This is a genomic window from Pseudomonas sp. BF-R-30, from assembly GCF_019956175.1.
GTDB lineage: Bacteria > Pseudomonadota > Gammaproteobacteria > Pseudomonadales > Pseudomonadaceae > Aquipseudomonas > Aquipseudomonas jessenii.
Window position 1 is genome coordinate 47629 of sequence record NZ_JAHBDE010000033.1, and the last position, 13132, is coordinate 60760.

Here is a 13132-nt window from a genome sequence, read left to right on the forward strand (position 1 = left end):
CATGGTGATGTTTTCGCGCGAACGCTTGACCGGACTTGCCTTGCTTTTGAGCAAGGCGAGCCTGCTGGTTGTGCCGCTGGCCTATGGGGCGTTCCTGGGCTGGCAGGAGTGGCGCTATCGCGAACAGTTGGTGCTGCCAGCACCGGTCGAAACCTCGCGAACCGCTCCCGTACCCCGTCAAGCGCTCGACGCAACGGCGGTTGCAACGGTGCTCGGTCTGACGACGGGTGCCGAATTGCTGCCGAGCGCGGAACCGCTGACCTTGAAGGCAAGCTTCGTCGTCACTCACGGCTTGTCCCGGGTGTTGCTGGCAGACTCGCAAGGCGCGCGCATCTACCAGGTCGGCGAGCGCTTGCCCGGTGGCAGCATCTTGCGTCGCGTTGAGCCCGATCACGCGGTGTTGTGGAGCAAGGGCCGAGAGGCATTGTTGACGCTCCAGCCTCCCGTCACGGGTTTCCTGCAACGGCTCGCCCCCCACGGCAAGCCGCAAGTGCCGAACGTTTCTCCGCGTTTTTTTAGCCCGCTTGCCGGGCCGACAGAGTGATCAACTTCATGAATAGCTTTCTCGGTGCACAAGCACTGCGACCGGTGCTTTTTTTCGTCGCCATGGCGCTAACGCTTTCCCACGGCACACTTCAGGCCGAGGAAGAAAAATGGCAACTGGCGATGAACAACGCAGAGCTGCGCGACATCGTCGAAGAGATCTCCAACATTCTGGGGACCACCGTGGTACTGGACCCCAAAGTCTCCGGTCGAATCACCGTCATGTCCCGGCAGGCCCTCGATCGTGAAGGGGTGCGCCGGTTGTTCTATTCGGTGCTCGATGCCCATAACTTCACAGTGATCGATGAGGGCGACCGGATTCTCATCACCCCGGTTGCCGAGGCCAGGACACGGGCCGGCCAGGGCACGGTAAAAACCACCACGGCGTCGCAGTTCGTAACCGAAGTCATCGGCTTGAACACCGGTAGCGCCACCGATATTGCCGGGTTGGTGCGGCCATTGGTCTCTGCCAATGGTTATGTTGGCCCCTCGGTGTCGGCCAACGCGTTGGTACTGACCGATACGGCTGCCAATGTTAAGCGCATCGCCCGGGTGATCCGTGAGCTGGATTCCGGTCAGAACAACCTGCATGCGGTGGTTCAGCTCAAGCATGCCCAGGCGGGCGATGTCGCGCCGGTAATCGAGGCCACCATGGGCAAGCGCAATGCCGAGTCAGCCATACAGGTGCTGGCCGACACCAGGACCAATCGCCTGATTTTCATCGGTCCGCCGGTCGTCCGCCAGCGCTTGATCGAGCTGGCCCGAGGTCTCGATACGCCGGCCACCACGACCCTCGACAATGCCCGGGTGATTCGCCTGCGTCACAGCGATGCCAAGCAGTTGGCCGAGATTCTGGAGTCGATGGGGCAGGGCAGAAAGCAGACTTCCGTCGTCGGCAGCGCCAAGGACACGTCTGGCGGTGCAAGCTTCATGATCAAGGCCGACGAAAGCCAGAACGCGCTGGTGCTGATCGCCGAACCCGCGCAGGTGCGGACCATCGAAAACATCGTGCGTCAGCTGGACCAGCCACGGGCCCAGGTGTTGATCCATGCCGCCATCGTCGAAATCTCCGGCGACATCGCCGAGGCCGTCGGCGTGCAGTGGAACCTCAACACGGGTGACGCCAAGGGCTTCATCAACTTTCCCGGCACCGACATTCCGATCATCGGCGGGCTGAAGTTCGACGAGAAAAGATCGGCGCCGGAAGGGGCGATCCTGCAACTGGGCGGCGACCGCTTCGGTGCGCTGGTTTCGGCCCTGGCCAGCAACACCCACAGCAACCTGCTGTCCACGCCAAGCCTGTTGACCCTGGACAATCAGGAAGCCGAAATCATCGTCGGCCAAAACGTGCCGTTCAAGACCGGCTCCTATGCCACCAACAGCAACGGCGCGGAGAATCCGTTCACCACCGTCGAGCGCAAGGACGTCGGCATCAGCCTGAAGATCAAGCCTTACATCAACGAAGGCTCGACGTTACGCCTGGAGGTCGAGCAGGAGGTGTCGGACATCGCGCCTTCGGTGTCGGGCATTGATTCCTCGGACCTGATCACCAACAAGCGAGCGCTCAAGAGCACCATCCTCGCCGACGATGGCGAAATCATCGTGATCGGCGGCCTGATCAGGGACAGCGTGCGTACCCAGAAAAGCGGCGTGCCGCTGTTGCGGGACATTCCCTACCTCGGCGCGATCTTCCGCTGGAGCCGCGACACCCAGACCAAAAGCAACCTGATGGTGTTCTTGCGCCCGACCATCGTGCGCAGCAAGGAAGACCTGTCCCAGGTCAGCCAGCAGCGTTACAACGCGCTGCGTGACTTGAGCAAATCAGGGGCAGGGGAAAACAACTCGTTGTTGCTGCCATCCGAGGCGCGCGGGTTGTTCGAACCGGCCACCGACGCGCCAATATTCGATTTGCGCGGCAAGGCGCAGTGAATCCATGAGCGAACTCTGCGAGCAATTGCCCTTCGGCTTCGCCCGGCGTTTTGGCGTGTTGCTGGAGCATGACGGCGACGCCCTGCGCCTTGCCCTGCGTAGTGATGCGCCGCTCACCGCATTGGCGGAAGCGCGCCGGGTGTGCGGACGGGCGTTGCCATTTCAAATCGTCGGGGCCGATGAGTACGCCTCGCGCCTGGCGGCGGCCTATCGCGAGGGGCGCAGTGCGGTGGAGCAAGTTGCCCAAGGGCTGGACGAAGAACTGGACTTGCTCAGCCTGGTCGATCAGGTTCCGCAAACCGCCGACCTGCTGGAGCAACAGGGCGACGCGCCGATCATTCGCCTGATCAACGCGCTGCTCGGTGAAGCGGTGCGTGAGCATGCCTCGGATGTGCACCTGGAAACCTTCGAACAGTACCTGTCGGTGCGTATGCGGGTGGATGGCCAACTGCGTGAAATGCTCAGGCCCAAGCGCGAACTGGCGACACTGCTGGTGTCGCGGATCAAGGTCATGGCGCGCCTGGACATCGCGGAAAAACGCGTACCCCAGGATGGGCGAATGGCCTTGCGCCTGGCCGGGCATGAAGTCGATGTGCGGGTCTCGACGCTGCCTTCGGCCCACGGCGAACGGGTGGTACTGCGTTTGCTCGACAAGCAGGCCGGGCGCCTGGATCTGCACCGGCTGGGCATGCCGGACGATATCCTCGCGGCCCTGCGCCATCTGTTGGGCAAGCCCCACGGTATTGTGCTGGTGACCGGGCCGACCGGTTCCGGCAAGACCACCAGCCTGTACGCCGCCCTGAGCAGCCTGAACGACCAGACCCGCAACATCCTGACGGTCGAAGACCCGATCGAATACCACCTGCCGGGTGTCGGCCAGATGCCGGTCAATCCGAAGGTCGACATGACCTTCGCCCGGGGCCTGCGGGCGATCTTGCGCCAGGACCCGGACGTGGTGATGGTTGGCGAAATCCGTGACCGCGAAACAGCCGAAATCGCTGTCCAGGCGTCCTTGACCGGGCATCTGGTGCTCTCGACCTTGCACACCAACAGCGCGGCCGGCGCGGTCACGCGGCTGGTAGACATGGGCGTCGATGCCTATCTGCTGGCGTCCTCGCTGGTGGGCGTTCTGGCCCAGCGTCTGTTGCGCACCTTGTGCCCCCATTGCAAGGTTTCGTACCTCGCCGATGCGGCGGCCTGCCAGCGTCTTGGGCTCGACACGAGCACGCCGCACACCCTGTTCAAGGCCTCGGGCTGTGAACAGTGCCAGCACGGTTAACGCGGACGCATCGGGATTTATGAACTGATCAGCGTCACACCCGCCGTCTCGGCGTTGATCCATCAGGGCGCCAGCGAGCAAATCCTCGTCGACGAAACGCGCAAGGTCTCGCGCAGCCTGTTCCAGGACGGGCGCCAGCGGGTGCTGGAAGGATTGACCAGTCTCGATGAGTTGCTGCGTGTGACCCAGGAGAACTGACCGGTGCCGACCTTCGACTACCGCGCCCGCGATGCCCAGGGACGATCCTGCAAGGGACGGCTGGAGGCCGATGGGCCCCGCCATGGGCGACAGTTGTTGCGTGAACGTGGTTTGTGGCCGCGTGTCTTGACCGAGGTCAGGGGCGGCGGTGCGGGTCAGCAGTCGCGAGGTGGACGCCTGAGTGCTGCTGATCTGGCGTTGTTGACGTTGCAACTGTCAACGCTGGTTCAGGCCGGACTGCCCCTGGAGGAAGCGCTCGATGCGGTGGCGAAGCAGAGCTCGAAGCGCAAGGTTGCGAGCTTGCTCTGGGCGGTCAGGAGCCGGGTGATGGAAGGCCACGCACTGGCCTCGGCATTGGGGCAGTTTCCCAGGGCCTTCCCCGAGTTGTTTCGCGCCACCGTGGCCGCCGGGGAACGCTCGGGGCATCTGGGCCATGTGCTGGAGCAACTGGCGGCCTACACCCAGGCCCGCCAGGCCTCGCGGCAAAAGATCCAGATGGCCCTGGTGTACCCGTTGATCCTGATGTTGGCCAGCCTGGCAATCGTCGGTTTTCTGCTTGGTTATGTGGTACCGGATGTGGTGAAGATCTTCGTCGACAGCGGACAGCCGTTGCCCTGGCTGACCCGGGCGCTGATTGGCGTGAGCAACGGCCTGCGCAACCATTTCCTGTTGTTGATGAGCGTGCTGGCGACGCTGTTCGGCCTGTGGCGCTGGAGCTGGCAGCAGCCGCAGTGGCGTCTGCGCTGGCATCGTTGGGTGCTGAATGCGCCAGTCCTCGGTGAAGTGCTGCGTGCCATGGAAGCCGCACGGTTTGCCAGCACCCTGGCAATCCTCGGCAAAAGTGCCGTGCCGTTGGTGGACGCCCTGGAAATTGCTGCCGCGGTCATCGGCAACCTGACCATCCGCGCGCGGATGGTCGATGTCGCCCGCTCGGTCCGCGAAGGCGCAACGCTCACCCGTGGCCTGGAGCTGAGCGGTGACATCCCGCCGATGATGCTGCACATGATCGCCAGCGGCGAACGTGCCGGCGAACTCGACCGCATGCTGGCCCGGGCCGCCGAACAACAGGAAAACAGCCTCGCCGCGCGCATTGCGCTGGTGGTGGGCCTCTTCGAGCCGGCCATGCTGGTGTTGATGGGCGGCGTCGTGCTGCTGATCGTCATGGCCATCCTGCTCCCGATTCTCAGCCTCAACCAATTGGTGAATTGATCCATGCAACCTGTCCGCAAAAACCTTTCCCGCGCGCAACGCGGTTTTACCCTGATCGAAATCATGGTGGTGGTAGTCATCATCGGCGTGCTGGGGGCTATCGTGGTGCCACAGTTCATGAGTCGCCCCGATCAAGCCAAGGTCACTGCCGCCAGAATCGATATTCAGGCCATCGCCACAGCCCTGGAAATGTATCGCCTCGACAACGCCCATTACCCATCGACCCAGCAAGGCCTGGAAGCGCTGGTCAAGCGCCCCTCCGGACTGCCCGTGGCGCGTGGCTGGAACCCTCAGGGCTACCTCAAGAGCATGCCGGTCGACCCGTGGAACACGCCTTATCAGTACCTCAACCCGGGTGTACGGTCGGTAGACGGCACTTACGACCTGTATTCCCTGGGCGCCGATGGCGTAGCGGGCGGCGAAGGGTTTGCCGCCGAAATCGGCAATTGGGGCCATTGATCCGTGGGTTACCGCTGTCGGGGGTTTACGTTATTGGAACTGATGATCGTGATTGTCGTGGTTGGCGTCTTGCTGGGCATGGTGAGCTTTGTCGGTGGGGGCAGTCCCGCGCGCGAGGTCAGGCAGGAAGCCGAAGCGATGGTTCAGGTGATTCATCAGTTGCGTGAGCGTGCGGTGTTCGAGGGCCAGGAGTATGGCTTGCGGCTGAGTGCCCGTGGCTACCGGCTGATGCATCTGGGAGTTCGTGGGTGGGAGCCGGTGAAGGAACTGACTGACTGGCCCCTGAGCGTGCGAGTACGTTTGCAGCAGGACGGCTATGCGGTAGGGCTGGACGCCGAAGAAGGACCGCCGCAGTTGCTGTTGCTCAGCAACGATGAAACCAGTGCCTTCACGCTGACATTCGAGTCCGGCAACAGGACCTGGTTGAGCCTGTCCGGCGATGGCATCGGCGAGGTGGCGATCGATGGCTAGCCGGTCATCCTTGTCGTCCATGGGAGGCTTCACGCTGCTGGAAATCATGGTGGCCCTGGCGGTCTTCGCGACACTGGCGGCAGCCGTGCTGTCGGCCAGTCAATATGCGGTGAAACAGCGCAACGCCGTCGAGACACGGCTGTTCGCGGCGTGGCTGGCGGATAACCGGTTGAACGAGCTACGCCTGCAATCCGGCCTGACGGCCGGCCAGCAACAACAGGTCGTGTCCATGGATCAGCGCGACTGGGTGCTGCAACAGCACATCAGCGTCACCCGCGATCTGCGTTTACTCCAGGTCGACATTCAGGTCAGCCCGGCGAACAGTGCGCACGCGTTGTATCGTGCCAGTGGCTGGATACCCGCGAGCCATGAGTAGGCAGTGTGGGTTCACCTTGCTGGAGCTGGTCATCGCCATGGCCATCTTCGCCGTGCTGGGGCTGGCCAGTTGGGGCTTGTTCGATAGCGTGCTGCGAGTGCAACAGGGCACGGCGGCCCACGAGCGAGAGCTGAGGAACCTGCAACGAGCGATGGCGGTGATCGAGCGGGATCTGCTGCACGTCGCTGCGCAGCCGATGGTGCTCGCACCGCCGCTTTTTCAGTTCCAGCGCAGTCACTGGCGCAATCCTCTGGACCAACCGCGCAGTGAGCGCCAGATACTGACCTATCGACTCGAAGGCAGCGTGCTGTGGCGCGAAAGCCAGGGCGAAGGTACGGAGTTCGTGCAACGGCAAAGACTGCTCGAAGGCGTTCGTGAGTTGCGCTGGCGTTTGTTCGACAGCCAGTCCGGCTGGGTCGCTCATTGGTCGGCCGGGCAGGATACGAAGGCGCTCATGGCGCTGGAGGTGCAAATCTCGGCCGGGCGCTTCAAATCGATTCGTCGGGTGTTGCCAATGCCGGGTGCATTGCCATGAACGGGCGCCAACGCGGCATTGCGTTGATCAGTGTATTGCTGGTCATGAGCCTGGCGCTGCTGATCACCGGCGGCTTGTTGCGCAGCCATCACCTTTCGCTGCAAAGCAGTGGGCAACAGTTGCTGCAGATGCAGCTGCGGCAGCTCGCATCGGACGGGGAAACCTGGGCGTTGTTGCTGTTGCGCGACGCGTTACAGGACGCGGAAAAACCCGTCGAGCGGTTTCAAGGCTGGACGGCCATGGCGCCAGGTTTCGACGTTGAAGATGCGCAGATCCGAATCGATATCGATGATCTCGCCGGGCGCTTCAATCTCAATGCGTTGTTACGCCAGGGGCAGGTGGATCAGGTCACCCTCAACCGTTGGGCGCGTCTGCTCGAACTGCTCGAACTGCCTCCTCTGCAACTGAGCCAGGTGGGACCGCTGGAGGAACTGAGCCAGCTGCGCTTGCTGCCTGGCATTGACGCTCGCCTGCTGCAGCGGCTGGAGCCCTGGGTGGCACTGCTGCCCACCGAAACCGCCTTGAACATCAACACTGCGCCGGCGCTGCTGTTGAGAACACTCGGCGAGGTGGACGCCGCGACCGCCGATGCGCTGGCGCATCAGGCGGCAACCACGCCCTGGGCGAGCGTCCAGGCGTTTACCCAGGACCCGCTGCTCTCCGGGCAGGGCCTGAGCAATCACGGACTTGGTACCCAAAGCCGCTGGTATCGGATAAGGGTGCAGGTGACCCGGGACGGGCGCGAACTGCGCCTGGCCACGGATGTCGGGCACGACCCCAAGGCTCGACAGCTGACGGTGCTGCAACGACGTTTTCTTCCCATGAGTAGCCACGAGAGACCGCGATGAACACTTGGCTTTACCTGACCGCCGAGGGGCAGGACGCGCCATCCGGCCTCTGGCCCTGCGTCCTGTGGTCGCCAACCTGTCAACGTCAGCCGATGCCACTGAATCAGGCGGCCTCGGCATTGCAGGGGCAGGCGGTCGATGTGCTGCTGCCCATGGAACTGTGCAGTTGGGTTCGCAGCGAGCCATGGCCTTCGCGACGCAGGCCCGAAGCCCAGGCCATGGCTTACGCCGTGGAAGATCAACTGAGTGAAGCGCTGGAAGTTGTGCATCTGAGCGTTGGCGCTCGTGATAGTGACGGCTGCTACCCGGTCATGGTCATTGGTCGCGAACGGTTGGCCACCGTGCTCGACTTGCTGCGCGAGGCGGGTATTGAGGTGCGCGGGGTGTTCGTCGATGCCGATCTGTTGTCCGGCGATCAGCCGTGCGGCGCCTGGTGGTTCGGGCGCTGGTTGTTGGGTGCAGGCCTGTCGGCGCGCCTGGCGATGTCGCAAGACGACCTGACGCTGCTCACTCCGTCATTGCCCAACGACATGCAATGGCTGGATGAGCGTGAGTCCCCCGCCGTCATCGACCAATGCCTGACTCAGCGCCCGACCCGGGCCATCAACCTGCTGCAAGGCGCATTCGCCCCACAGGGCAAGCGTCTGCCCTGGCGTGCCGGCGGGTGGGCGTTGTTGATGCTGGCGCTGTTGACCTGGGGTGCCAGCGAAACGCGGATCCGCTTACTTGACAGCGAAGCCAGCCGCCTCGCAATCCAGAATGAACTGCGATTCAAGGCGCTCTACCCTGAACAGAGCCGCATCGTCGACATGGCCGCGCAACTCAAGGCCCTGCAAAGCCAGCCTGTCGAATCGCAAAACACCCGCATTGCCGGGCTGGTCCGGTTGATTGAGCAGGTGATTGGCGCTAGCCCGGTCGAGGTCCAGCGCATCGAGTTTCGAGCAGGCGAAGGCTGGAAAATCCAGCTGACCTCCAGCGGCTTTACCGAGCTGGAGCAGTTGCGGGAACGCGGGCGACAACAAGGCACGCCCGTCCGGCTCGACAGCGCGAACAAAGCCGCTGACCGGGTGCACGCCACCCTCACCGTGGAGGACGAGGCATGAAGCAGGCATGGCGGCGCATTTCCGTGCGCGAACAGCGGCTGCTGCAGGTATCGGGGGCTTTTTTGTTGGCGGTTGTGGCTTTCAGCCTGATCTGGCAACCGACCCGGCAGCGGCTGGAAACAGTCGAGCGACAGTATCAACAGCAGGCAGGGCTGGCCGCGCAACTGCAGCGGGCGTTACCGCGCAGCCATGTCCCCGTCGACAGCGAAAAACCGCTATCGCTGCGCATCAGCGAAAGCGCTACGGCGGCGGGGTTGGAAATCCGTCAGATGGAGAGTGAAATCGATCTGCTTCGCGTGACCCTCAATGGCAACGCGCAACCCTTGATGCAGTGGCTCGATGGGATCGAGCGCGATGGCGTCGCGCTACAAACCCTGACGCTGGAGAAGCGTGACGATGCCCTGGAGGCGCGGGTGGTGCTCAAGTAGCCGAGGTGTTCTGCGGCAACAACGGTAACTTCGCCAGCTTCAACGCGATCAGCAGCGCAATCACCAGCAGCGTGCCGATGAACAACCCGATCCCGTTCCAGCCGCCCAGGTGCCAGAACACGCCACCCACCGTACCGGCGATGCTTCCCCCGGCGTAGTAGCTGAACAGGTACAAGGACGATGCTTGCCCCTTGGCCCTGGTGGCGCGGCGACCGATCCAGCTGCTGGCCACCGAGTGGGCGCCGAAGAAGCCGAAGGTAAAGATCAGCATGCCGATGATCACCAGCGGCAATGGCGTAAACATCGTCAGGGCGAGACCACCGATCATCAGCGCGATGGTGCTCCAGAGCACTTTGCGGCGGCCGAGTCTGTCGGCCAGCGAGCCGATTTTCGCCGAGCTGTAGATGCCCGACAGGTACACCACCGACAGCAACCCGACGAAGGCCTGTTCCATGTTGTACGGCGCGGCCAGCAGGCGGTAGCCGATGTAGTTGAACAGCGTGACGAACGCGCCCATCAGCACAAAGGCTTCTAGAAACAGTAGCGGCAGACCGGCGTCGCGAAAGTGCATGGTGAAACCGTCGAGCAGGCTGCGCGGATGCAGCGAGCGGGCGCGGAAGTTGCGCGATTCGGGGAGGATTTTCCAGAACACCGCCGCGGCAATCAGCGCCAGGCCACCGATCACCAGCATCGCCGTGTGCCAGCTGACGAAGTCGATCAATACCCCGGTGATCAAGCGTCCGCTCATCCCGCCAATCGCGTTGCCACCGATGTACAAACCCATGGCAAGGCCGATGTGCTGTGGGTGGATCTCTTCGCTCAGGTAGGTCATGGCGACAGCCGCCAGACCGCTCAACGACAATCCGATCAGCGCACGCATCAGCAGCACACCGTGCCAGCTCGGCATCATCGCACTGGCCATGGTGCACAGCGCAGCGGCGAACAGAGCTGCCACCATCACCGGTTTACGTCCGATACGGTCGGAAATCGGGCCAGTGATCAGCAGGCCGATGGCAAGCATGCCGGTGGCGATAGACAGGATCAGGCTGCTTTGCGCCGCGTTGATGGAATACTCGTCGGACAGCAGCGGCATCATCGGCTGCACGCAGTAGAGCAGGGCGAAAGTCGCAAAACCGCCGCAGAACAACGCCAGCACCGTGCGCATGAAGGCCGGGGTGCCTTTTTCGATGTAGATCTCCGCCAGCTCAGCGGCGATAGCGTCCGGCACTGAAGGTGAAACTTCATGGGCGAGTGGGGCGACAGCAGTTTTCACGTTGGACCTCGGAGGGCGCAGCCGGTCAGGCAGTGAAAAAAGCATATAGCTGGCTAATGATTCAATCCAATATATTGTTCGACCTGTTTGATAGCTTTTACGACCTAATTGGGTTTCCATGGAATTGCGTCATCTGCGCTACTTCATCGCCGTCGCCGAAGAACTGCATTTCGGCCGCGCCGCACAAGTGCTGGGTATCTCCCAGCCACCGCTGAGCCAGCAAATTCAGGCGCTGGAACAGGAAGTCGGCGCCCGGTTGTTCGAACGTACCAATCGTCGGGTCGAGCTGAGCGAGGCCGGTCGGCTGTTTCTGGAAGAGGCGCGGCTGGTGCTGGCGCAGGTCGACAAAGCGGCAGATGTCGCGCGACGGGCGCAACTGGGCGAGTTGGGTGAGCTGAAAATCGGCTTCACCTCGTCGGCACCCTTCAACTCGACCATTCCCCAGGCGATTTTCTCTTTCCGCCAGCGCTTCCCCGCAGTGCACCTGAACCTGCGGGAAATGAGCAGCACCCAGGTGGCCGATGCGCTGGTGGACGAGTCGATTGAAGTCGGGATCATGCGCCCGCTCGGGCTGCCGGATTGCCTCAACGTGGTCGAACTGATGCGCGAGCCACTGGTCGCGGTGCTCAGTTCCAAGCACCCCTTGGTAGAGGGCAGTGAGGAGGGCTTGTTCCTGTCAGCCCTGGCGCTTGAGCCCTTTGTGTTTTTTCCGCGCAGCTACGGCAGTGGCCTGTATGCGCAGCTGCTCAGCCTGGCCCGGGACTCCGGCTTCAGCCCGCACTTCGCCCAGGAGGCCGGCGAGGCGATGACCATCATTGGTCTGGTGGCGGCGGGGCTCGGTGTGTCGGTGTTGCCGGCGTCTTATCAGCGGATGCGCATTGATGGCGTGGTCTATCGGCCCTTGCTCGATCCGGCGGCGGTGTCGGCGGTGTGGCTGGTGCAGCGCAAGGATCAGAAGTCGCCGATGGCGCGGGCGTTTGTCGAGTTGCTGACGCGTAAGGTTGAGCCCCTGGCGTAAAAACGCTGATGAATGCTCTATCAACCGGATTAGCCTCTTTGGGAGCCTTGCTTTATCGGCGAGACGAGCCTTTTGTACAATTTGAATTGATGGAATAGATAGGTCGAGAGCGTGATGAAGTACAGCGTGGATAGGGTGAAGTGATTTGGACTGAACCAGTAATTTGTGCTTTCGATAAGCAGCAAGGATGAAATTGTCGTTGAAAAGAGTGCGAATGAAGTTGCAATCAAGCTTGGTGGTTTTCCGGATTTCAGCTGCCTGTACAGGGGGTATTGGCTTAGGGATAACAGTAAAAGCATCGCCAGTAACCCGGTAGTAGCAACAAATGGAATCGCTATCGAGTCCTGGTTGGTCGGGTAGATACCATCGGTGTAATTTGAAAATACTATGTAATAGCTCGTCACACTGGAGAGTACCAATGTCGTGATGTACAACGCCGGATTGCTTGTATTGATCGTTACCATTGTGGTGGGTGTTCCGAGATATCGCAGAAGGTCATGACTCTAACGCGAAACTAAAATTCTGATTGTGGGGCGTTTCCGAAATGACGTGCTCCGGTTTCCGAATGTGTCATTTCTTTGCGGGGCATTGTTTGTGGCGATTTATTGCTCGTAGATATTTCTTTTAATTGCCTTGTTACGGCCAGCGCCGAAACTCTCCGCACAGGTAGCCGAGTTTGCCGCAATGCGGGTTTGAAGGTTAACGGTTGCGCTGTCATTCGCAATGTAGGAGCGAGCCTGCTCGCGATGGACTAAAGAGCGCCGCGTGCATCCAGGAAACACGCGTCATCGTTAACGACCATCGCGAGCGAGCTCGCTCCTACAGAGGATCAGAAGCTTTACCACTGTTTGTGGGACATTTCTGAACAGTCCCGGAGAGGCTACAGCGCCTTGCGGCGCTGCCTACAACTACTCCAGAATCCGCCGGCTTGTGCGCTTTGAGGGCTATCGCTAACTTGATTCGCGTCACTGATGGTCAGTGATCGGGTTTAGCAGCCCGTATCGAAGTAAAGCGCATTTGCGCTCCTGATAGGCAGGTATGTCCATACCTGCCCTTGACGGTAGCTGTGCGCAGGGCGCCTTCGGGCGCGCCGGTTTGCGCTTCGTCCGGTCTGCTAACCTGCGTACAGCTGCCACCCTTTTGATCCGTCGTGATTCGGTGTGGCCGCCACTTTCAGGACGCTGAATCATGACCAATACGCCAAAGTCACCGGACACCGATCCGGACGCGCCACGCCAACCGAGTACCCTCTTCCTCATCGCCCCCGATATCGACAACCACACCCTGCTGGAATACGCCTGCGTGTCGCTGGCATCAGCCAATGTCATGGCGAGTGATTTTGCGAGGAGTCTGAACGGAGCGCAGAGCAATACAATGTTGGGGATTCAGCAGTCGATCATGTTGGGGGAGCTGGCGGTGAATCGGGTGTTGGATAACCTTGATCCACCGTGATCGTCCGGGGA

Annotated in this window: 13 protein-coding genes and 1 pseudogene; 13 read left to right on the forward strand and 1 reads right to left on the reverse strand. The window is 61.7% G+C overall.

Annotation, left to right across the window (positions count from 1 at the left end):
- Position 1: 1 nt before the first annotated feature.
- From KGB20_RS17390 to gspM, 11 genes and pseudogenes are all read left to right on the forward strand, one after another.
- A complete protein-coding gene (locus tag KGB20_RS17390) occupies positions 2–544 on the forward strand; it encodes a hypothetical protein (protein ID WP_154910320.1) in 543 nt (180 codons plus the stop codon).
- An 8-nt stretch (positions 545–552) separates the two neighbouring features.
- The gene (gspD, locus tag KGB20_RS17395; protein ID WP_154910321.1) at positions 553–2472 is read left to right on the forward strand and encodes a type II secretion system secretin GspD; all 1920 of its coding nucleotides are present in this window, start codon (positions 553–555) and stop codon (positions 2470–2472) included.
- A 4-nt stretch (positions 2473–2476) separates the two neighbouring features.
- A pseudogene (gene gspE, locus KGB20_RS17400) lies at positions 2477–3949 on the forward strand (type II secretion system ATPase GspE).
- A 3-nt stretch (positions 3950–3952) separates the two neighbouring features.
- Positions 3953–5158, forward strand: a complete 1206-nt coding sequence (gene gspF, locus KGB20_RS17405) for a type II secretion system inner membrane protein GspF (protein WP_150811953.1) — start codon at positions 3953–3955, stop codon at positions 5156–5158.
- A gap of 3 nt (positions 5159–5161) precedes the next feature.
- Positions 5162–5617 (forward strand): type II secretion system major pseudopilin GspG, encoded by a 456-nt coding sequence (gene gspG, locus KGB20_RS17410; RefSeq protein WP_057712339.1) that lies wholly within the window; start codon positions 5162–5164, stop codon positions 5615–5617.
- Between the two features lie 3 nt (positions 5618–5620).
- A complete protein-coding gene (gene gspH, locus KGB20_RS17415; protein ID WP_154910322.1) occupies positions 5621–6088 on the forward strand; it encodes a type II secretion system minor pseudopilin GspH in 468 nt (155 codons plus the stop codon).
- Entirely contained in the window at positions 6081–6464 is a 384-nt protein-coding gene (gspI, locus tag KGB20_RS17420; RefSeq protein ID WP_057712337.1) for a type II secretion system minor pseudopilin GspI, read from the forward strand. The genes gspH and gspI overlap by 8 nt, the downstream gene beginning before the upstream one ends.
- Positions 6457–6999: a type II secretion system protein GspJ gene (locus KGB20_RS17425; protein WP_154910323.1), complete on the forward strand. Its 543-nt coding sequence runs from the start codon at positions 6457–6459 to the stop codon at positions 6997–6999. Before gspI ends, KGB20_RS17425 begins: the two co-directional genes overlap by 8 nt.
- Positions 6996–7847: a type II secretion system protein GspK gene (locus KGB20_RS17430; RefSeq protein ID WP_150811949.1), complete on the forward strand. Its 852-nt coding sequence runs from the start codon at positions 6996–6998 to the stop codon at positions 7845–7847. The genes KGB20_RS17425 and KGB20_RS17430 overlap by 4 nt, the downstream gene beginning before the upstream one ends.
- The gene (gene gspL / locus KGB20_RS17435; protein WP_154910324.1) at positions 7844–8950 is read left to right on the forward strand and encodes a type II secretion system protein GspL; all 1107 of its coding nucleotides are present in this window, start codon (positions 7844–7846) and stop codon (positions 8948–8950) included. The genes KGB20_RS17430 and gspL overlap by 4 nt, the downstream gene beginning before the upstream one ends.
- On the forward strand, positions 8947–9378 hold the full coding sequence (gene gspM / locus KGB20_RS17440) for a type II secretion system protein GspM (protein WP_154861175.1): 432 nt from the start codon (positions 8947–8949) through the stop codon (positions 9376–9378). The genes gspL and gspM overlap by 4 nt, the downstream gene beginning before the upstream one ends.
- Here the strand turns inward: gspM and KGB20_RS17445 are convergent.
- The gene (locus KGB20_RS17445; RefSeq protein WP_154910325.1) at positions 9371–10651 is read right to left on the reverse strand and encodes an MFS transporter; all 1281 of its coding nucleotides are present in this window, start codon (positions 10649–10651) and stop codon (positions 9371–9373) included. The two genes, gspM and KGB20_RS17445, sit on opposite strands and share 8 nt — an antisense overlap.
- A gap of 118 nt (positions 10652–10769) precedes the next feature.
- Between KGB20_RS17445 and KGB20_RS17450 the strand changes: the two genes are divergently transcribed.
- Both KGB20_RS17450 and KGB20_RS17455 read left to right on the forward strand, forming a co-directional pair.
- Positions 10770–11669, forward strand: coding sequence for a LysR family transcriptional regulator (locus KGB20_RS17450; protein ID WP_154910326.1), 900 nt, complete (start codon positions 10770–10772; stop codon positions 11667–11669).
- A 1188-nt stretch (positions 11670–12857) separates the two neighbouring features.
- Complete coding sequence (locus KGB20_RS17455; protein WP_154910327.1) at positions 12858–13121, forward strand: DUF6124 family protein; 264 nt, start codon at positions 12858–12860, stop codon at positions 13119–13121.
- The last annotated feature ends 11 nt before the right edge of the window (positions 13122–13132 follow it).